This window comes from Streptomyces sp. NPDC007917, assembly GCF_042959105.1.
Taxonomy (GTDB): Bacteria; Actinomycetota; Actinomycetes; order Streptomycetales; family Streptomycetaceae; genus Streptomyces.
On record NZ_JBIBKK010000035.1, the window covers coordinates 44,233 to 64,829 of the forward strand.

Sequence of the window (20,597 nt, forward strand, 5' to 3'; positions counted from 1 at the left end):
ACTGCCGCCGCCCCGATGGATTCCCGCGGCCGCCCATGTCCGGCGCCGCGGGGATCCGCTCCCTGACGACGAACCGCCCAGCGAGGTTTCCATGAGCAGTCCCAGCAGCACCCGGACCGCGTCACCACCGCGACCGGCGCCCGCGGCCACCCGCCGCGTCTCCCCCTCCGGTCGGCGGCGGCGCACCGGCCGCCGCAGCGCGCTCACCGCGACGGGTTTCCTGGCGCCGTTCGCGGTGCTCTTCCTGTCCATGATGGTCCTGCCCATCTGTTACGCGATCTACCAGAGCTTCTTCACCGTCCATCGCGCAGGGCTGTTCGGCGGAGCGCAGACCACGGAGTTCGCGGGACTGTCCAACTACGCCGACGCCTTCCGCGATCACGACTTCATGGCGTCGATCGTCCGGGTCGTGCTGCTGGGCTGCGTCCAGGTCCCGGTCATGCTCGGCCTGGCCCTCCTGCTCGCGCTCCTGCTGGACTCCCGCTCGGCCCGGCTGCGGAAGACCTACCGGCTCACGTTCTTCCTGCCCTACGCGCTGCCGGGTGCGATCGCCGCGGTGATGTGGTCCTTCCTCCTGGTGAAAGACCTCTCGCCGTTCACCGGACCGCTGTCCCACCTCGGGATCCACACCGACTTCCTGTCGCCGTCGTGGGTTCCGGTCTCCATCGGGAACATGATCACGTGGGGCTGGACCGGCTACAACATGCTGATCATCTACTCCGCGCTGCAGACGATCCCCGCCGAGGTGACGGAGGCCGCCGCGCTCGACGGCTGCACCGGATGGCGCCTGGCGTGGGCGGTGAAGATCCCGCTGGTGCGCCCCGCGCTGGTGCTGACCACGGTCTTCTCCATCATCGGAACGGCGCAGCTGTACACCGAGCCGGCGGTGCTGGTCGGCGCGCGCATCCCGGGCGTCGACCCGAAGTTCTCCCCGATCATGAACACGACCCTGGGCATGGACGTGGGCGGCCAGAACCTGGCCGCCGCCGAGTCCGTCGTGCTCGCGCTGATCACCCTCGTGCTCTCGTTCGGATTCCTCAAGTACAACCAGCGCAAGGGAGCGATGGCATGAGCGTGATCCCGGCCGTCCGACCGACCCGACCGGCCCGCCGCGGCCCCGAGATCGCGAGCAAGGCCGTCGTCAACGGCGTGCTGGGCCTGATGGCCCTGTACACGCTCATCCCGCTGTGGTGGCTGTTCGTCTCCTCGACCAAGGCCTCGGGCTACATGTACACCGGTACGCCCCTGTGGTTCTCCCACTTCGACCTGGTCACCAACATCAAAAACGTGTTCACCTTCGAGGACGGCATCTTCTCCACCTGGCTCGCCAACAGCGCGCTGTACAGCCTCGTCGGCGCCACCGTCGGTACCCTGCTGTCCGCGATGGCCGGCTACGCGCTGTCCAAGTTCACCTTCCGCGGCCGTGAAAGCGTGTTCAACGTCATCCTCGCCTCGGTGCTCATTCCGGCGCCGATGTTCGCCCTGCCGTTGTTCCTGCTCATGGCCAAGCTCGACATCACCAACTCCTACTGGTCGGTGCTGCTGCCCAGCTGTGTCAGCCCGTTCGGCGTCTACCTGTGCCGGATCTTCGCCGCGGCGTCCGTCCCGGACGAACTGCTGGAGGCCGCACGGCTCGACGGAGCAGGCGAACAGCGCACCTTCTTCCGGATCGTCCTGCCGCTGATGTCCCCGGCGCTGGTGACCGTCTTCCTGTTCCAGTTCGTCGGCATCTGGAACAACTACCTGCTGCCCTCGCTCATGCTCAACACCCCCTCGCTACAGCCCGTCACGGTGGGCCTGGTGCAGTGGCGCGCGGAGTTCGCCAACGGCGTGCCGCCGCTGCTGCCGATCACCGGTGCGTTCCTGTCGCTGATCCCCCTGCTCATCGCCTTCATCAGTCTCCAGCGGTTCTGGCGCAAGGGCCTGACCGCAGGCTCCGTCAAGTAGCGCGTTCGCTGCCCCACCACCCCCATCCTGAACTGCAAAGGACCACTGCATTGCCCCGCGCCCACATCGTTCTCGACAAGCAGGCCGTCATCGCTCCTGTCCGACGCCGCACCTTCGGCTCGTTCGTCGAACACCTCGGCCGTTGCGTGTACACCGGGCTCTACGAGCCGGAACACCCGAGCGCGAACGACGAAGGGTTCCGTATGGACGTCGTCGCGCTCGTCAGGGAGCTCGGCAGCACGACCATCCGCTACCCGGGCGGCAACTTCGTCTCCGGCTTCCGCTGGGAGGACTCGATCGGCCCCCGCGACAAGCGGCCGGTGCGCCGCGACCTCGCCTGGCACTCGCTGGAGTCGAACCAGGTCGGCCTGGACGAGTTCGCCCGCTGGCTCAAGCTCACCGACTCCGAGCTGATGCTCGCGGTGAACCTCGGCACGCGGGGCATCCAGCCCGCCCTGGACCTGCTCGAGTACGCCAACCACCCCTCCGGTACGGCGCTGTCGGACCTGCGTATCGCCAACGGCACGCCGGAGCCGCACAACGTGCGCATGTGGTGCCTCGGCAATGAGATGGACGGGCCGTGGCAGACCGGCTTCCTGTCGGCCGACGACTACGGCAAGCTCGCCGCCCGTACCGCCGGCGCGATGAAGATGGCCGACAAGGACCTCGAACTCGTGGTCTGCGGCTCCTCCGGCTCCTGGATGCCGACCTTCGGCGACTGGGAGCGCACGGTGCTCGAGCACACCTACGACCACGTCGACTACGTCTCCTGCCACGCCTACTACCAGGAGCTCGACGGCGACCTCGGCTCCTTCCTCGCCTCGGCGACCGACATGGACTACTTCATCGACACCGTCGTCGCGACCGCCGACCACGTGGGGTACAAGAAGCGCTCCAAGAAGAAGATCAACATCTCGTTCGACGAGTGGAACGTCTGGTACCAAAAGGAGTTCCATGAGTCCGACGAGGTCAACGACGAGTGGCGGCACGCCCCCCGGCAGCTGGAGGACGTCTACTCGGTGGCGGACGCCGTCGTCGTCGGCAACCTGCTGATGACGCTGCTCAAGCACAGCGACCGCGTCACGTCGGCCTCGCTCGCGCAACTGGTCAACGTGATCGCGCCGATCATGACCGAGCCCGGGGGCCCTGCCTGGCGGCAGACGACCTTCTACCCGTTCTCGATCACCAGCCGGCTTGCCGCCGGTGAGGTGATCCGGCCCGTTGTCGAGGCGCCGACCTACACGACGGAACGCCATGGCGAGGCGTCTGTCGTCGACGCCGTCGCGACCGTCGACGAGGACCGGGCCGCGGTCTTCCTCGTCAACCGCGGGCTTACGCAGGCCACTCAGGTCACGGTCGATGTGCGCAGCCTTGGCTCCTCGCGGGTTCTGGAGGCGGTCACACTCGCCGACCCGGATGCGTATGCGAAGAACACACTCACCGAGCAGAACCGCGTGACCCCGCACGCGAACCCGAGCGCGATCCTGTCCGACGGGCTGCTCAGCATCGAGCTGCCGCCGGTGTCGTGGACCGCAATCGCGCTGGGCTGAGTGCCGCGACGACATGACGGCGGGCCTGGTTCTGCCCAGCGCCGGCCCGCCCCGCGCACCACCGCACTGCCGTAAGGCGGCCGGATCCCCAAGCACGGGCCCGAGTGGCCGGGGACCGCTGGGAGGATGCTCTCCTCTGTCCCGTCTGATGTCCCGTCTGAGCCGCGACGACTGCTCGCCGTCCGTGTCCGCCTGCTCCTGGTCGGGCCCGTGGTCTGCCCGGCCCGTTTCGGGGCACGCGGATGCGGTGCGTCACCTGCCTGGCCTGCGGTGAGGGCGAAGGCGAGGGGCCGTGCACGGCCGTCTGCGGCCAGGTGGACCTTCGTGCTCAGCCCGCCGCGGGAGCGTCCGAGCGCGTGATCGGCGGGCTCATGGAAGTGGACCGCCCCTTTTTGAGTGCTCCGGCAGCGTGCTGGTGGGCCCGGAGGACGTCGGTGGTCGGCCCATCGCCGCCCGCGGACCGGATCCGCCGGCATCAGCGGCTCGATCCGGTCCCACATCGCATCGCTGATCACTCATCGGACGGACACACCCGATCAACCGACCAACCCATTAAAGAGGCACGCGCTAGCCGGTGGCCCGGCGGAACCTCCACTGCTGGTTGGTGCTGCCCCTGTCGGCGTACTGGATCAGCGCGGCGCCGTCGGCCGTGCTGCCGGAGCTGACGTCGAGCACCTTGCCGCTGTTGCGGTTGACCACCTGGAACACACCGCCGGGCAGCGGGCGCAGCTGCCACTGCTGGCTGGCCCGGCCGTCGAGGGTCGCCTGTATGACCCGCGCGCCGTCCGCCGTGGAGGATCCGGCCACGTCGAGCACCTTGCCGCTGTGGACGCAGGTGATGGTGTGGTAGCCGTCGGCCGTGGACTGGAAGGCCCACTGCTGGTTCGTCGCGCCGTTGTCGGTCCACTGGATCACGGCGGCGCCGTCCGCGCCGGACCCACCGGAGACTTCGGCCACCTTGCCGCTGCGCACGCTGACGCATGTGTACGTCCGCGCGGGGGCGATGGTGTACTGCACCGAGTCCACGTCGATGTAACCGGTGCCGCCCGGGTTGTAGGTGTACAGGCCGATCCGGTCGCCGCGGTAGCCGCCCCAGGTGAGCTGGTAGGTGCCCCCGACCTGGGTGAACGTGCTCCCGTCGAGGCTGTAGGAGAAGCGGCTGACCCCGTTCACGTCCCACGTGGTGCGCAGCCACACGGCGTTCTGCGTGATGGCCGCGCCGCTGGTCAGGGTGGCGCCGGCGTTGTGCTCGATCGTGGTGGTGGTCCCAGTGCGTCGGACACCCAGTCCGGCGTAGGTGGCGGCGTAGTGGCACAGCCCGGCGTGCTGGCCGTCGGCGAGGCCGGCCAGTTCGAGGCGGACGGTCACCGTGGCGCCGCCCGCGGTGCGCAGCACTCGTTGGGTGAGGGTGTTGCCCACCTTCATCAGGTTGTCCCCGGCCAGCGGTGCGAACGCCTTCAGCCGCAGATAGCCGGGGCGTTCGGTCAACGACCACTTGTCCGCGCGGGGTTGGTAGTACCACTCCCACTGCGGCTTGAGGCGGGTGTCGGTGAACGAGTCGCTGGTCACGACGGCGGGCAGCGCGTCGACGGGGAGGCCGGGGGTGCCGGCGGCGGGCAACTGGCCCGTCCACGCCATGGTGCCGATGCCGTCCGAGCCCACCGTGCCGATGATCGGCCAGCCGTCCACCCAGGTCACCGGCAGCAGGGACAGCACGCGCCCCTCCCAGCCGCCGTGGCCGTGGTGGGTCACGAAGTACCAGTCGCCGCCCGGGGTCTGCACCAGCCCGCCCTGGTTGGGCTCGCGGTCGACCGAGGTGTTGACGTGCAGCAGCTGCCGGGTCTCGAAGGGGCCGTAGAGGCTGGAGCCGCGGTTCATCATGAGGACCCGGCCCTCGGGCTTCACCTCGCTGAACAGGTGGTAGTAGACACCGTCGATCTTGTACAGCTTGCTGGCCTCGCTGCGCGACGACTGGTGGATCACCGGGGCCGGACCGACCAGCGACTTGCCGTCCGCGGACAGCTTGTACAGGTGGATCTTGTAGTTGTCCGAGTAGTGCGTGGTGACCAGGTAGCCCTGGCCGTCGTCGTCCCAGAACGGGCACACGTCGTTCCAGCCGGAGGTCCGCCACATCGAGTGCAACGGCTCCCAGGGCCCGGTCGGCGACGGGGCCGACGTCATGAAGAAGCCCTCGTCGGGCGTGTTGAAGTACACCCAGTACCGCCCCGCGTGGAAACGGATGGCCCCGGCCCACACGCCACGGCCGTAGCGGTTCATCCGGTCCCAGTTCAGCTCCGGTCCGATGCGGGTGACGTCGTCGACCGAGCCGCCGATCGGGCGCCAGTTGACCAGGTCCTTCGAGTGCAGGACGGCCATGCCGGGTGAGTACCCGAACGTGCTGGTGATGCCGTAGTAGTCGGAGCCGACCCGGATGCAGTCCCAGTCGCTGAGGTCGGCCGGGACGATCGGGTTGGCGTAGGTGCCGTCGCCCTGGTCACCCCAGGTGCCGGCCGGAAACGAGTCTGCCGCCGCCACGCTCGACGGGAGCAGGCCCGGGAGCAGGAGGGCGCCGGTACCGACCGCGGCGAGCCGGCCGAGTTGTCTTCTGGTGAGGTCCACGATGCAGTCCTTGGCTGGAGGTCATCAGGTGCGGGGGCGGTGGGTGGACACTGCGGGGAGAGAGGGAGAACGTGGAAGGGACACGGCCTTCGCGTCGTGCGTGCCGCGTCCCAGCGGGCTGACGCCCCTCACCCGTGCTGTGCGGGGGTGGCGGCATGACGAAGGCACACCCCCGGACGCCTGGGCAACGGGTCCTTTGGGACACGCGAGGACCGAGGAGGGAACGACGGTTGTCGATATATCGAACGGCTATCGGCTTGTCGAACCGATCGACGCCGAAGTTAGAGTCCCGGCCGTACAGAAGTCAACGGATCGTCAGCGCTTTTCCGAGACGTGCGGCGGCCGGGACAGGACGCGCACGGCGCGCCGACGGGCGGCGTCAGCCGAACAGACGGCGCTGGATCTCGCGCCGGTAGTCCTCCAGGGTTCGGTCGAGGTGTGCCGCGGTGGCCTGCGCCGCTTCCTCGGGGCGGCCGTCACGGATGGCCCGGTAGATCGCCTCGTGCTCCTCGACGGCCGCCTCGGTGTTCTCCCCGAACGAGTCGTGGATACCGATGGCGCTGGACTGGCGCTGCAGGCGTCGCGCGTCCCGCACCGCGCTGACGAGGAACGTGTTGTGCGAGGCCGCCGACACGGCCGTGTGAAAGTCCTCGTCCGCCTGGTTGAACACGTCGATCTGGCCGTGGACGAACCCGTGCCGGCACTGCTCCGTGGCGACTTCGATGGTGCGCAGCTCCGAGGGGGTGGCGCGGGTGGCCGCCAGACTACTGGCGGCCATCTCCTGGACCCTGCGGAACTCGAACAGCATCAGTACGTGATCGATGTCGACGGGGCGGAAGAAGCCTCCCCACCGGCTGGTGATGAGCATGCCTTCGTCGTCCGCGACGAACAGACCCCGCCCCTTGTGTGCCCGTACCCGACCCAGCGCCGAAAGGATCTTGACGGCTTCCCGCACCACCGCCCTGCTGGTGTCCAGCGTCCGGGCGAGGTCGATCTCCGTGGGCAGCCGGTCACCCGGCGCCAGTCGCTCCTCGGCGATGTACGCGAGGATCCGCTCCGCCACGATCTCATACCCGGGACGGTAGTCACGCCGCTCGTCCGGGCCGTCCACCCCCGCGAGCGCGGCAGGAGGTGCCTGGACCGGCAGGGCCACTTCGATCGCTGGCGTGTCGTCCATCTGCGCTGCCTCCCGGGTGACTTCTGCCCACGCGACTGATCACGGTGGAGTCGACATCATCGTAGCGCACAGAAGATATAAGTCGTACTCATTCTGACCAAGGTCCATGGCGAGGGCCATGGCCATTCGAGTGTATAAAATGGCCTTTATCGGGCATAGGGGGCGCAAATGCTCGCCCGCCGCAGGAAATCCAGCAAGGGAACGTTGCACGCACCCTTGACGTACCACTCGATAAGGCGGCTAATTTCTTTCCACGCCGATCGCAGCACAGCCGCCTCTTCCGTCTCCGTCGTCCTTCCGGGCCGGCCCGGCGTCGTCCCGGCTCGCGCCACTCGCCCACCCGCTCGCGCCGCCTGCCCCATCTGCTCGGGGCACCCGCACACCCAGTGGAGTCACTCATGACCGTCAACCAGTCCTCGTCCGGCCCGAAGAGAGCCCTCGGCAGGAAGCGAGCGGCATCGCTGGCCGGGTGCGCGGTCACGGTGCTGCTGGCCGTGACGGCCTGTGGCGGCGGCACCGCCGGTACGACCACCAAGGACGGCTTCGCCCAGGTACCCCAGAAGGACGGGGCGTTGACCGTCTGGGTGGACGCGACCCGGATGGACGCCGTGAAGCTGTACCAGAAGCTGCACCCAAAGGTGAAGCTGGACATCGTCAGCTATGACGGCGACGCCAACGGGTCCAACTACCTCCAGACGAAGGTCCAGTTGTTCAACCGCACCGGCAAGGGCTGGCCGGACGTCGTGTTCAGCTCCCAGAACAACGAGACCTCCTGGGCGGTCGACGCGGGCTTCGCCGCTCCGCTCAACAAGGGCCTGATCCCCGAGGCGACCCTGGGGAAGTTCGCCAAGGGGGCCAACGACGTCTGCACGGTCGACGGCACCGTCTACTGTCTGCGCAACGACCTCTCCCAGGCGGTGCTCTGGTACAACGCCCCGCTGATGAAGAAGTTCGGCTACACGGTGCCGACGACGTGGGAGGAGTACCAGAAGCTCGGCACGAAGGTGGCCAAGGAGCATCCGGGCTATCTCGTCGGTGACGCGGGTGACTCCTTCGCCCCCGAGATCTATCTGTGGGCGAGCAAGTGCGGCGCCAACCACATCACCGGCCCCAAGTCCGTGTCGGTGAACACCACCAGCGAGGCCTGCACCAGGATGGCCAAGCTCCTGGACGTACTGATCAAGAACAAGTCCATGTCCATCAGCGGCGTCTTCAGCACCGACTTCGGCAAGAACCAGGCCGACAAGGTCCTGCTCATGCCGGGCCCGGCCTGGTTCGGCGGCGCGGTCTTCAAGGACACCCTCAAGGTCCCCGCCAAGCAGATCGCGGTGGCGCCCATACCGCAGTGGCAGGGCGACAACGCGCCGTCCACCGGCAACGTCGGCGGCGGCACCTGGCTGCTGTCCCAGCACTCCACCCACATCAAGGCGGCCACCGACTTCCTGACGTGGGTCACCACCGACAACGCCTACCAGGGGGAGAAGGCGCCCGGCTTCCCGGCCTACGCGCCGGCGGCCGAGGCATGGCTGAAGGAGCAGGACGCCTCCGGCTACTTCGCCGGCGACCTGAGCGCGCTCTCCGCCGCCTCCTCCCAGGTGTGGCCGGGCTGGGGCTCGGGCCAGTTCAGCCAGGAGGCGATCTGGGCGGCCACCGTCAAGCCGGGGCTGACCCAGGGCAAGACCGTCGAGTCGATGCTGCCGGCCTGGCAGGACTCCATCGTCAAGTACGCCAAGTCCAACGGATACAAGGTCGAGCAGTGACCGTCAGCCACTCCCCGTCCGGCTCCGCCCATCGGCGCCCCCGCGGCACCAACCGGCAGAGCCGGGCCGGCATCGCCTTCGTCGCGGCCTACGTGCTGCTCCTGATCGCGTTCGGCATCCTGCCGACCGGGTACGCCGTCTACTTCGCGTTCACCGACGCCGGGGGCACCTTCACCGGCTTCAGCAACTTCGTCACCACCGCACAGGACTTCCGCTTCATGGACGCCGTCGGCCATGTCGCGCTGTACCTGCTGTTCTGGCTGGTCTCCCTCGTGGTGTTCGTGGTGAGCCTGGCGCTGCTGCTGCACCGCCTCGCCTCGGGCTCCCTCAGCAAGTCACTGCGCTTCCTCTTCTACATCCCCGGAGCGCTCGCCGGCGCCGCGAGTGTGCTGGTGTGGCTGTTCATGCTCGACCCGACGGTGAGCCCGGTCAGTTCGCTCCTGAGCATGCTGGGGTTCGACACCTTCGGCGAGGTGATCGCGCCCGGCAACCTGCCGCTGCTGTTCACGGTCATCGCGTTCTGGACCGGCGCGGGTGGCTGGATCGTCGTCATGTACGGCGCGCTCAACAACATCCCCACCGACGTCATGGAAGCCGCGCGCATCGACGGCGCGGGCGCCTGGCAGACCGCCTGGCACATCCAGATCCCCATGCTCCGCAAGTGGATCGTGTACATGATGATCCTGGCCTTCGCGGGCGGTGCGCAGCTCTTCGTGGAGCCGCAGTTGCTGTCCCTCGCCAGTGTGGGGGTGGCCGGACGGGACTACTCGCTGAACCAGCTGACGTTCGACTTCGCCTTCCAGATGAACAACGTCAACGGAGCCGCCGCGGTCTCGGTGGAGCTCCTGGTCGTCAGTGTGTCGGCCGCCGCCGTCTTCGTCGCACGGTCGGGGTTCTTCGATGCCGACTAGTTCCCCGCGCCGCCTCGTGCCCCGTCTGCTGACCGGCTCCGTCCTGCTCGTCTTCCTGGTGTTCTTCGTGCTGCCGGTGCTGTGGCTCGTCCTCGCGGCGACCAAGACCGATCAGCAACTCGTCCACGGCAACCCGCTCTCCTTCGGCTCCTGGCACACCCTCAAGGCCAACTGGGACGCCCTCACCGCCTTCCAGGACAACGCCGTCCTGCAGTGGCTCGGCAACTCGACGTTGTACGCCCTGATCTCGCTGGTCATCACGCTCTGCGTGGCCATCCCGGCGGGCTACGCGCTGGCCATGACCGAGTTCCGCGGACGGCACACCCTGCTCGTCTCGACCCTGGTCGTGATGCTCATGCCGACCGCCACGCTGGTGGTGCCGCTGTTCCTGGAGATCAACGCGGTGCATCTGATCGGCACGATGTGGTCGATCATCCTGCCGTACTCGTTCTACCCGTTCGGCGTGTATCTGACGTACATCTACTTCACCACCGCGGTACCGAAGGATCTGCTGGCGGCGGCACGCATGGACGGCTGCTCGGAGTTCGGCGTCTTCCGGCACGTCGCGCTGCCGCTGGCCACACCGGTCGTCGCGCTCGTCGGGTTCTTCAGCTTCGTCGCCAACTGGACCAACTACTTCCTGCCCTACGTGATGCTTCCCGAGAGCAGCCAGATGCCCATCCAGGTGGGGGTCGGGACCCTGCTCAGCAATGTGCCGTCCTTCAATCCGGCCGTCGGCACCCTCGCGATCCAGCGGCCGCAGCTGGCCCTGGCGACGCTCGTGGCCATCACACCCGTACTGATCGTCTTCCTCTTCGCCCAGCGCTTCCTGGTCAGCGGGATGCTCGCCGGCGCCACCAAGGAGTAGGCCCGGCCTGCCGTCCCGACCCTGATGCCCGATCCGGCGTCATCCGCCCGACCGTCGTCCCCGGCGAGCACCCCCCGAACGGAGCTCCGTCCCATGCCCTTCACTTCTTCCGGCCCCACCTCGGGTGGGGACACCCCGCCCTCCGGCCCCCCGGTTCCGCCACCGGAGATCCGGGCGGGGGTGCCGCTGCTCGAACCACCTGGCTGGGCCGTGGCCCAGCGGGCCCTGTTCGACCTGCTGGACCACGCCTGGCGGCGCTTCGCCCGCGACTTCACCGGCCCGGACGGGCGGCTGAACTACACCGGGTCGCTGACCACCCGCGACGGTGCGGACGACTTCTACGAGGTGTTCTTCAACTGGCCCCAGCTGTACCTCCTCGGCGGCGCGGACGATCTGCTGCCCGCCGGCGAGAAGCACTGGGAGGGCGTGACCCGGCAGCTCACCGAACTCGGCATGCTGCACGACGAGTTCGAGCGCGGCTACGACTGGTTCCACCAGGGCGAGAGCCTGCTGCTGCTCTACTTCCTGTGCATGGCCGCCCCCGACCGCTGGTCCGAACGGGCGCTGCGCTTCGCCGAGCTGTACGTCGACCCGGCCAAGGGGAACTACGACCCCGAGCACCGTGTCATCACCCGCCCGCACAACGGCAGCGACCCCGACCGCACGGGCCTGTTCGACGGCAACGTGTACCCCTGGCTGCCGAAGGAAGCGGAGACGTACGGCTTCCCGCTGGAGTGGATCCCCGAGGCGGAGGGCGGCCCGTACCCGCTCTCCGCGGATCCGCGGCTCGGCGCGCAGATGCGGGACCGGATGGGTGTCGGCGACACCGCGGTCAACCTCGCCGCGGCCGGGCTGGTGCTCAACGCGTGGATCCTGTCCGGCGAGGACCGCTACCGCGACTGGATCGTCGAGTACGTGGGCGCGTGGCGCGAGCGCACCCGTGCCAACGGTGGCCTCGTCCCGGACAACGCGGGGCCGGACGGTGTCGTGGGCAGCCTGCTGGAGGGCCGCTGGTACGGCGGCCACTACGGCTGGTCCTGGCCGCACGGCTGGCACAGCGTGGGTCACGCGGCCTGTGTGGCGGCGCTCGCTGCGGCCACGGCCACCGGGGACGACGACTACCTCTCCATGGTCGCGACCTCGCTCGACACCCTCATCGGTCACGCCAGGGTGATGCCCCACACCGAGGCGGACTCCAGCCTCCCCTCGAAGTGGGTGGTCGAACTCGGCCCCGACATCCACACCCCGACACCGCACCTTCCGTTCCGGCACAACGACTCGGGCTGGTTCGACTACAACCCGCTCACCCCGCCCGTGCCGGTGGCCCTGTGGCACCACACGGCCTCCGACGCCGACCGCGCCCGGCTGGAGCGGCTGCGCGAGGCCGACGGCATCGACTGGCGCACCGTGCGGCCGTTCCGGGCCAAGGAGGAGTCCGGACACGAGAAGGCGTGGTTCGCGTTCCTCGCCGGCGACGACCCCGGCTACCCCGAGCGGATCCTCGCCGCCGCCCAGGCCCAGGTCCGCCACCGGCTGCGCCGCATCGACCGCTATCGCGACCTGGACGTGCCCGAGGCCGACATCCATGTGTGGCAGCAGTCCAACCCCGTGGTCACCGAAGCCCTCGTCCAGCTGACCTGGGGCGGCCCCCAGGTGCTGTACAACGGCGGCCTGCAGCAGGCCCGGCTGCGCTACCACGATGCCGACGCCCGCCGCGCCGGACTGCCGCCGGATGTGGCCGCGCTGGTCACCTCCATCGACCCGGAGGCGACCACCGTCGAACTGGTGAATCTTTCCCCCGAGGCAGACCGCACGGTGATCGTCCAGGGCGGCGCCTTCGCCGAGCACACCATCACGGCCGTCCGGTACACCACCTGCCGGGACGACGGCTGGATCGGCGACATGTACGACTACGGCCACACCGAGCCGGTCGTCACCGAGGCTGAGCAGGACTGCGCCGGCGCCTTCCTGACCGTCCGGCTGCCCGCCTCCACCCGTATCCGGCTCACCCTGCGCCTCCAGCTGCGCTCCCGCACCCCCAGCTACCGCACCCCGTTCGACACCCCGGCGGGCCCGCCCTCCCAGGGCACGGAAGGAGAACGCGCATGAAGCGCATCGCGCAGACCATCAGGCTCCGCCCCGAGCACCGGGAGGAGTACCTGCGACTCCACGCGGCCGTCTGGCCCGGCGTGGAAGCCGCCCTGCACCGGGCGAACATCCGCAACTACAGCATCTTCCTCCACGGCGACGTGCTGTTCGCCTTCCTCGAGTACCACGGCGACGACTTCGAGGCCGACATGGCCGTCCTGGAAGCCGACGCCGAGACCCGGGAGTGGTGGAAGCTCACCGACCCCTGCCAGGACCCCTGGCCCGACCGGGGCGACTCCCGCCAGTGGACGGAACTGACCGAGATCTGGCACCTCGACCCGCCCGGCGAGGACGCCACCGTCTGACACGGACCGCGCCGGACCGACCCGACTTGGAACCGCCATGACCTCCGCCCCCGTTCTCATCGACGCGCACCACCATCTGTGGGACCTCGAACGGCGCCCGCAGCCCTGGCTCGACGAACCCGACCTGACATCGATCCGCCGCACCCTCACCCCCGACGACCTGCGTTCCACCGCGACCCGCCCCGTCGCGGGCCGTCACCTCCACGGCACGGTGGCCGTGCAGTGCATGCCGGAGGTGCCCGAGACGGAGGACCTGCTCGCCCTCGCGGAGCGGGAGCCGCTGATCGAGGCGGTGGTCGGCTGGGCGGACCTCACATCGCCTGCGATCGGCGAGACGCTCGACCGACTGCTCGCCGGACCGGGCGGCACCTATCTGCGTTCCCTGCGCCACCTCGTCCAGGGCGAGACGGACCCGGCCTGGCTGCAACGCCCTGATGTCGAACGAGGGTTGGCGGCGGCGAGGGACCGCGGGCTCTCCTACGACGTCCTGGTCCGAAGCCACCAGTTCGACCAGGCGATCCGGCTGGCCGAGCGCTTCCCCGACCTGCCCCAGGTGCTGAACCACGCGGGCAAGCCGGACATCGCCGGGCGCGAACTCGCCAAGTGGCGAGAGCAGGTGCGGCGGCTGGCCGCGCACCAGCACGTGGTCTGCAAGCTGTCGGGACTCATCACCGAGGCCGACCACGACAGTTGGACCACCTCTGACATCCGCCCGGTCTGGGACGTCCTGCTCACGTCCTTCGGCCCGGACCGGCTGATGTTCGGCTCCGACTGGCCGGTCGCCAACCTCGCGGGCGGCTGGAACCGCTGGGCCGCCACCGTGGACGAACTGCTCACCGACTGCGCGGAGAGCGAGATCCACGCGCTCCTCGCCGGCACCGCGACCGCCTTCTACCGCCTCCCAGGCCGCGGCTGACGTACGGCGCTCGTGCCGAGAGGACTTTGGAGAAAACGATGACACTCGCCGTCCACTACACGGCCGCCCGCACCCTGGACACCGCTCCCGCACCGAGCGTGGAGCCGGGCCCCGGAGAGGTGGAGCTCGCCCCCGCCTACGTCGGTATCTGCGGCACCGACCTGCACATCTTCCACGGCGACATGGACGCCCGGGTCGCCACGCCCGCCGTCCTCGGGCACGAGATGTCCGGCCGGATCCTCCGGGTCGGTCCGGGCGTGGAGGACTGGGCGCCCGGCGACGCGGTGACCGTGATGCCGCTGCGCTGGGACGGCACCTGCCCCGCCTGCCGGGCCGGTCACCAACACGTCTGCCAGCACCTCGACTTCATCGGCATCGACTCTCCCGGCGCCATGCAGCAGCGCTGGACCGTACCCGCCTCCACCCTGATCCGCCTGCCGGAATCACTCGCACTGGACCGGGCGGCGCTCGTGGAGCCCACCGCGGTGGCCGTCCACGACGTCGGCCGGGCGCAGGTCACTGAGGGCGAGAAGGTCGTGGTCGTCGGCGGCGGGCCGGTCGGGGTGCTGATCGCGCTGGTCACGCAGGCTGCCGGGGCCGAGGTGCGGGTGGTGGAGCTGAGCGCCCACCGGCGTTTGCTGGCCGAGGAGTTGGGGCTGGCCACGTGGGATCCGGCCGCCGACGACATCGGCGCCCTGGTCGGCGCGTGGACCGGCGACGCGGGCGCCGACGTCGCGTTCGAGGTGTCCGGTGCGGCCGGTGGTGTGGACACCGCCGTGGAAGTCCTCGGGGTGCGGGGGCGGCTGTGCCTGGTCGCCATCCACCCCCGGCCCCGCGCGGTGAACCTGCACCGCTTCTTCTGGCGCGAACTCACCCTCGTCGGCGCCCGCCTGTACGACCGCTCCGACTTCGAGAAGGCCGTCGCCCTGGTCGCCGACGGCACCATCCCCGCCGACCGGCTGATCAGCAAGGTCGTCCCCCTCACCCAGGCACCCGCCGCGTTCGCGGCGCTGGAGGGCGGCGGCGACGTGATGAAGATCCTCCTCGACTGCACCGACAACACCACCGACCACGACGACAGCGACCACGCCCATGGAGCCACCGCATGACCCCCTTCGACCTCACCGGGAAACTCGCCGTCGTCACCGGAGCCCGCCGCGGTATCGGCCGGGCCATGGCCCGCGCCCTCGCCGCCGCCGGAGCCGACATCATCGGAGTGAGCGCCTCCCTGGAGGAGTCCGGCAGCGACGTGGAGAAGGACGTCACCGCCGTAGGCCGCACCTTCGAAGCCATCCGCGCCGACTTCGCCGACCCCGACGCCGTCCGCGCCCTCGGCGCCGACCTCGCCGCACGCGAACGCCCCGTGGACATCCTCGTCAACAACGCGGGCACCATCCGCCGCGCCCCGGCCGCCCAGCACAGCGACGCCGACTGGGAGTTGGTGCTCCAGGTCAACCTCAACGCCCAGTTCACCCTCACCCGCGCCGTCGGCGCCACCATGGTCGCCCGCGGCCACGGCAAGGTCATCTTCACCGCCTCCCTGCTCAGCTACCAGGGTGGCATCACCGTCCCCGGCTACACCGCCGCCAAACACGGCATCACCGGACTCACCAAAGCCCTCGCCAACGAATGGGCACCCCACGGCGTCAACGTCAACGCCATCGCCCCCGGCTACATCGCCACCGACAACACCCAGGCCCTGCGCGAGGACCCCACCCGCAACAACGCCATCCTCGACCGCATCCCCGCCGGACGCTGGGGCGACCCCGACGACCTCGCGGGCGCCACCGTCTTCCTCGCCTCCGACGCCGCCGCCTACATCCACGGCACCACCCTGCCCGTCGACGGCGGATGGCTCGGCCGATGAGTGGCGGCCCCGACGCCGCGCCGGTCCACGTCCACGAGGGGGACGTCATGCGACGCCGGAGCGTCGCCCGCACGTCCGTCGAACTCACCGCCCTCGGGTTCGGCGCGTCCGTGATCGGCAACCTGTACCGCACCACCTCGGCGGCCGACGCGTCGGCCGCCGTGGACGCGGCCTGGGACGCGGGCATCCGGTACTTCGACACGGCGCCGCACTACGGCCTCGGGCTCTCCGAACAGCGCCTCGGGGCGGCCCTGCGGCAGCGTCCTCGGGACGAGTACGTCGTCTCCTCCAAGGTGGGCCGGCTCCTCGTCCCCAACGAGCGTCCCCAGGGCGTCGACAGTGAGGGCTTCGTCGTCCGGGACGACCTGCGCCGGCAGTGGGACTTCAGCCGGGACGGCGTGCTCCGCTCCATCGAGGACTCCCTGCGCCGTACCGGCCTCGACCGGTTCGACATCGTCTACGTGCACGACCCCGACGACCACTGGCGGCAGGCCGCCGACGAGGCCCTGCCCGCTCTGGCGGAGCTGCGCGACCAAGGGGTCGTGGGGGCCATCGGCGCCGGCATGAACCAGTCGGCCATGCTCGCCCGTTTCCTGCGGGAGACGGCCGCCGACGTCGTCATGCTCGCCGGGCGCTACACCCTCCTCGACCAGTCGGCGCTGGACGACGTGCTGCCCGCAGCGCGGGGAGCGGGCAAGAGCGTCGTCGCGGTCGGTGTCTTCAACTCCGGGCTGCTCTCACGTCCGTGGCCCGCCGAAGGCATGAAGTACGACTACCGGGACGCCCCACCGGAACTGGTCGCCCGCGCACGGGCGATCGCGGAGGTCTGCGAGGAGCACGGCACCAGCCTTCCCGCCGCCGCCATCGCCTTCCCGACCACCCATCCCAGCACCGTCAACGTCACGCTGGGCATGCGCGACCGCGCACAGGTGACACAGAACGTGGCACTCCAGCGGAGCGCCGTACCCCGGGCGCTCTGGGACGACCTCCGCGACCGGGGGCTGATCAGGCAGGACGTCCCCACCACCGTCGGCGGTGTCCCCTGATGCCGCTGAGGGGCACGCGCGCCCCACGTCCAGTCGCCCTCGACCGACCCGACCGATTACCCGGACCCCGCCGCATCCGTCGCGAGGGAAGCACGTACCCCTGCTTCTGCCACTGAAATGTCTCCCTGTCCGCGAAACCGCACCGACAACACAGCCGGAGCCGCCGCATGAACGCTTTCCCGACCGACGGATCCAGCAGGAGGGGCAGACGATGAAGCCCTTCCCTTCCACCGTCCGCAGGCTGTCGGCCGTGCTGGCGATGGCCCTCTGCGCGACGCCGCTGACCTCCCTCACGCTGTCGACCCCGGCCTCGGCCGCGACCCAGGCGACGTACTACGTCGCCCCCGACGGCAACGACGCCAACGCCGGGACGATCTCCGCGCCGTTCAAGACCCTGCGGCACGCGCGGGACGTCGTACGCACCGTCAACGACGACATGACCGGCGACATCTACGTCTATCTGCGCGGCGGCAACTACCCCGTGAGCAGCACCATCGACTTCACGTCGGCCGACTCCGGGACGAACGGCCACCGTGTCGTCTACGCCGCCTACCAGGACGAGAAGCCGGTGCTGAACGGTGGCGTCCCGGTGACCGGCTGGACCCAGCACAGCGGGAACATCTGGAAGGCCTCGCTGAACCGGGACGACAAGCTCCGCGCGCTCTACGTCAACGGCAAGCGTGCCCAGATGGCCTCGAAGACGATCGACTCGGCCGGATGCTACGGGACCTACACCGTCACGGCCGGCCAGGCCCCCTGGGCCTGGGAGTCGGGGTCGCAGTGCGACGGATCCAAGTACAGCCTCTCCGACCTGCCCGCCGTCGCCGCCAACCAGGACGACGTCGAGATCAAGTCGGCCACGACCTGGACCACGGCCATCGTGGGCGTCCGGCAGATCACCACGAGCTCGGACGGTGCCAACCGCGTGGCCCTGTTCCAGCAGCCGGGTGCGGCCATCGCCCAGGCACCGCCGTACGGCCCGTTCAAAGCCGGCGGCAGTCATACGTTCATGAACGCGTACGAGTTCCTGGACCAGCCGGGCGAGTTCTACTTCGACAAGACGAATCACACGCTGTACTACTACAAGTCCAGCTCCGAGGACATGACCACGGCGAAGGTCTTCGCACCGAACAACGTGTCCACCCTCCTCAAGATCGCCGGCACGTCGACCACCGACCACGCGCGGAACATCACGTTCTCCGGGCTCACGGTCGAGCACTCCGACTGGAACCTGGTCAATGTCGCGGGCTCCGTCTTCCGGCAGGGAACGCAGGGCAACGCCAGCTCGAACGTGTACGCGAGGAAGAACTTCCACGCCTACACCTACCGCAACGTCGACCTGCCGCCGGGCATCATCCAGATCGAGAACGCCGACGGCATCACCCTGCGGCGCAACACGGTGCAGCACACGGGCGCCGACGGAATCACCATGGCCAACGACGTGACCGACTCGCAGCTGACCGGCAACGTCACGAATGACATAGCCGGCTCCGCGATCACCGTGGGGCACCCCCAGCACGTGTACATCGGGGACTACACCTCGACCAACAACGAGAAGTACCCGGTGAACGTCGAGGGGGTCTGCAAGAACATCTCGATCACGAACAACTACCTCTACGACAGCGCGGTGTTGTTCCAGGGCTCCAGCCCCGTGTCGGCGTACTTCGTGGACTCCCTGACCGTGGAGCACAACCGGATCGAGAAGTCCCCGTGGGCGGGCATCACCCTCGGCTGGGGGTGGTGGAACTTCGACGGATCGGAGAACTCGATCCGACCCGGCGTGCCGACCACCACGGCGAAGAACAACACCATCCGCCACAACCAGATCGTCGACACGATGCAGACGCTCGGCGACTCCGCCCCCATCTACACCCTGGGAGCGCAGCCGGGCACCGAGATCAGCGACAACTACATCCAGGGCGTTCCGGCCGGCCACAAGTACGGACTCCACCCCGACGAGGGCTCCGCCTTCATCGACTTCCACGACAACGTGCTCGACGTGGACAAGGACCTCACGTCCACCATCCACTCCGGCACGTGGGGCCGCCAGCACGACCTGAAGATCACCGACACCTACGGCACCGTCAACAAGATCTTCAGCAAGAGCGTCCCGGGCAGCACCATCCAGGACGTGCGCGCCTACGCGGACAACGTGTGGCCGTCGCAGGCGTACGCCATCGCCGTGAACGCGGGCCTGGAGGACGCCTACAAGGACCTCGTCCCCAGCAGCAGAGTGGCCCTGCAGGACTACGCGCTGCCCGCGAGCACGTTCACCGGCAAGGGCGTGTCGTCCGTCCCCGTCCGCAGCATCGGTGACGGGACCAGGACTCTGTGGCTCGCTCCCTCCGGTACGACGACGTTCGCCGTCGGCCCCACCATGACGAAGGCCGCCGGCACCGCGACGGCCATCAGTGTCCCGCCGACGGTCGGCGACTACCGCCTCTACGTCGTGGACGCACAGGGGGACGCCTCGCCCGCGTCAAAGTCGCTCGTACGGCAGCGCTGGGCCTACGTCGACGACAAGGACTCTCCCGTCACCTACTCCACCGGCTGGTCGAACTGGAACGACTCGCAGGACTTCAAGGGGTCCGAGAGGTTCGCGAGCAGGGCGGGCGACTCCGTCCAGTACTCGTTCACCGGGTCGGCCATTCGGTATATCGGCATGAAGCAGCCGAACATGGGCAAGGTCGACGTCTACATCGACGGCACCCTGGCACAGGCGGGCATCGACGCGTACGCCCCGACCGTGACGAAGCAGGTGGTGCTGTTCGAGAAGACGGACCTCGCCGCGGGACCCCACACGATCAAGGTCGTGTGCACCGGCACGAAGAACGCGTCGGCCTCCAACACCGTGTGCGCGCTGGACGCGTTCGCCTCCATCGCCTTCCCCGCGAAGAACGCGTTCTACAAGGTCCTCAACAAGAACGGCGGCAGGGCGATCGACGTCTCGGGCGGATCGACCTCCGCCGGGGCGAACGTCATCCAGTGGAACGACACCGGAGCGCAGAACCAGCGCTGGCGGTGGGTCGCGGTGGGTGACGGCAGCTACGAGATCGTCAACCAGAACAGCGGTCTGCTGCTGGACGTCACCAACGGGTCGGAGGCGGACGGCGCGACCATCGTCCAGCGGGCCGACGACAACGGTGCGAGCCAGCACTGGACGCTGGTCGCCGACGGAAACGGCTACTACAAGATCAAGAATGTGAACAGCGGCAAGCTGCTCGCGGTGTCCAACTCGACGGCGGGCACTCAGCTCGTACAGACGACGGACACGAACGCCGACAGCCAGCTGTGGCGGGCGGTGAACGTGGACTGACCCCCAGCCACCGCGACCCGCGGCGTGCGGTGCGCCGGCGGGTCCGGGGCCGTTGGCGGACGCCGCCGTCACGGCACCTCCTCGGGTTCACGGTCTGTCGGCCCCAGTCGATCACGACCGTCCCCGGGTCACGCCAGCGAGCCCGGCGGCCGGGGGACGGTGATGGC

15 protein-coding genes and 1 pseudogene are annotated in these 20,597 nt (G+C 69.1%); 13 read left to right on the plus strand and 3 right to left on the minus strand.

What is annotated here, in order from left to right:
- Positions 1–91: 91 nt before the first annotated feature.
- From ACFZDL_RS41570 to ACFZDL_RS41580, 3 genes are read left to right on the plus strand one after another with little or no spacing between them, the layout of a single operon-like run.
- Positions 92–1,072 (plus strand): sugar ABC transporter permease, encoded by a 981-nt coding sequence (locus ACFZDL_RS41570; protein WP_353595699.1) that lies wholly within the window; start codon positions 92–94, stop codon positions 1,070–1,072.
- Positions 1,069–1,947, plus strand: coding sequence for a carbohydrate ABC transporter permease (locus tag ACFZDL_RS41575; RefSeq protein WP_353595700.1), 879 nt, complete (start codon positions 1,069–1,071; stop codon positions 1,945–1,947). Before ACFZDL_RS41570 ends, ACFZDL_RS41575 begins: the two co-directional genes overlap by 4 nt.
- A 50-nt stretch (positions 1,948–1,997) precedes the next feature.
- Positions 1,998–3,497 (plus strand): alpha-N-arabinofuranosidase, encoded by a 1,500-nt coding sequence (locus ACFZDL_RS41580; RefSeq protein WP_353595701.1) that lies wholly within the window; start codon positions 1,998–2,000, stop codon positions 3,495–3,497.
- A 242-nt stretch (positions 3,498–3,739) separates the two neighbouring features.
- Here ACFZDL_RS41580 and ACFZDL_RS41585 read toward each other — a convergent pair.
- The 3 genes and pseudogenes from ACFZDL_RS41585 to ACFZDL_RS41595 all read right to left on the minus strand — a co-directional run.
- Positions 3,740–3,868 (minus strand): annotated as a pseudogene (locus ACFZDL_RS41585) (IS5/IS1182 family transposase); the annotation flags it as partial.
- 196 nt (positions 3,869–4,064) lie between these two features.
- On the minus strand, positions 4,065–6,116 hold the full coding sequence (locus ACFZDL_RS41590) for a family 43 glycosylhydrolase (protein ID WP_353595702.1): 2,052 nt from the start codon (positions 6,114–6,116) through the stop codon (positions 4,065–4,067).
- A gap of 379 nt (positions 6,117–6,495) precedes the next feature.
- Entirely contained in the window at positions 6,496–7,293 is a 798-nt protein-coding gene (locus tag ACFZDL_RS41595) for an FCD domain-containing protein (protein ID WP_353595703.1), read from the minus strand.
- A 398-nt stretch (positions 7,294–7,691) separates the two neighbouring features.
- On the opposite strand from ACFZDL_RS41595, the gene ACFZDL_RS41600 reads away from it, so the two are divergent.
- The 10 genes from ACFZDL_RS41600 to ACFZDL_RS41645 all read left to right on the plus strand — a co-directional run bounded on the left by ACFZDL_RS41600 (position 7,692) and on the right by ACFZDL_RS41645 (position 20,430).
- Positions 7,692–9,053, plus strand: a complete 1,362-nt coding sequence (locus ACFZDL_RS41600) for an extracellular solute-binding protein (protein ID WP_353595704.1) — start codon at positions 7,692–7,694, stop codon at positions 9,051–9,053.
- On the plus strand, positions 9,050–9,964 hold the full coding sequence (locus ACFZDL_RS41605; RefSeq protein WP_353595705.1) for a sugar ABC transporter permease: 915 nt from the start codon (positions 9,050–9,052) through the stop codon (positions 9,962–9,964). Before ACFZDL_RS41600 ends, ACFZDL_RS41605 begins: the two co-directional genes overlap by 4 nt.
- Positions 9,954–10,832 (plus strand): carbohydrate ABC transporter permease, encoded by an 879-nt coding sequence (locus ACFZDL_RS41610; protein WP_353595706.1) that lies wholly within the window; start codon positions 9,954–9,956, stop codon positions 10,830–10,832. The genes ACFZDL_RS41605 and ACFZDL_RS41610 overlap by 11 nt, the downstream gene beginning before the upstream one ends.
- Positions 10,833–10,925: 93 nt before the next feature.
- Entirely contained in the window at positions 10,926–12,941 is a 2,016-nt protein-coding gene (locus ACFZDL_RS41615; RefSeq protein WP_353595707.1) for a hypothetical protein, read from the plus strand.
- Positions 12,938–13,285: an L-rhamnose mutarotase gene (locus ACFZDL_RS41620; RefSeq protein WP_353595708.1), complete on the plus strand. Its 348-nt coding sequence runs from the start codon at positions 12,938–12,940 to the stop codon at positions 13,283–13,285. The genes ACFZDL_RS41615 and ACFZDL_RS41620 overlap by 4 nt, the downstream gene beginning before the upstream one ends.
- Before the next feature lie 37 nt (positions 13,286–13,322).
- Positions 13,323–14,201 (plus strand): amidohydrolase family protein, encoded by an 879-nt coding sequence (locus ACFZDL_RS41625; RefSeq protein WP_353595709.1) that lies wholly within the window; start codon positions 13,323–13,325, stop codon positions 14,199–14,201.
- A gap of 38 nt (positions 14,202–14,239) precedes the next feature.
- Positions 14,240–15,310, plus strand: a complete 1,071-nt coding sequence (locus ACFZDL_RS41630) for an alcohol dehydrogenase catalytic domain-containing protein (protein ID WP_353595710.1) — start codon at positions 14,240–14,242, stop codon at positions 15,308–15,310.
- The gene (gene kduD / locus ACFZDL_RS41635) at positions 15,307–16,068 is read left to right on the plus strand and encodes a 2-dehydro-3-deoxy-D-gluconate 5-dehydrogenase KduD (protein WP_353595711.1); all 762 of its coding nucleotides are present in this window, start codon (positions 15,307–15,309) and stop codon (positions 16,066–16,068) included. The genes ACFZDL_RS41630 and kduD overlap by 4 nt, the downstream gene beginning before the upstream one ends.
- Positions 16,069–16,115: 47 nt before the next feature.
- On the plus strand, positions 16,116–17,114 hold the full coding sequence (locus ACFZDL_RS41640) for an aldo/keto reductase (protein ID WP_353595712.1): 999 nt from the start codon (positions 16,116–16,118) through the stop codon (positions 17,112–17,114).
- A gap of 211 nt (positions 17,115–17,325) precedes the next feature.
- Complete coding sequence (locus ACFZDL_RS41645) at positions 17,326–20,430, plus strand: RICIN domain-containing protein (RefSeq protein WP_353595713.1); 3,105 nt, start codon at positions 17,326–17,328, stop codon at positions 20,428–20,430.
- Positions 20,431–20,597: the final 167 nt, after the last annotated feature.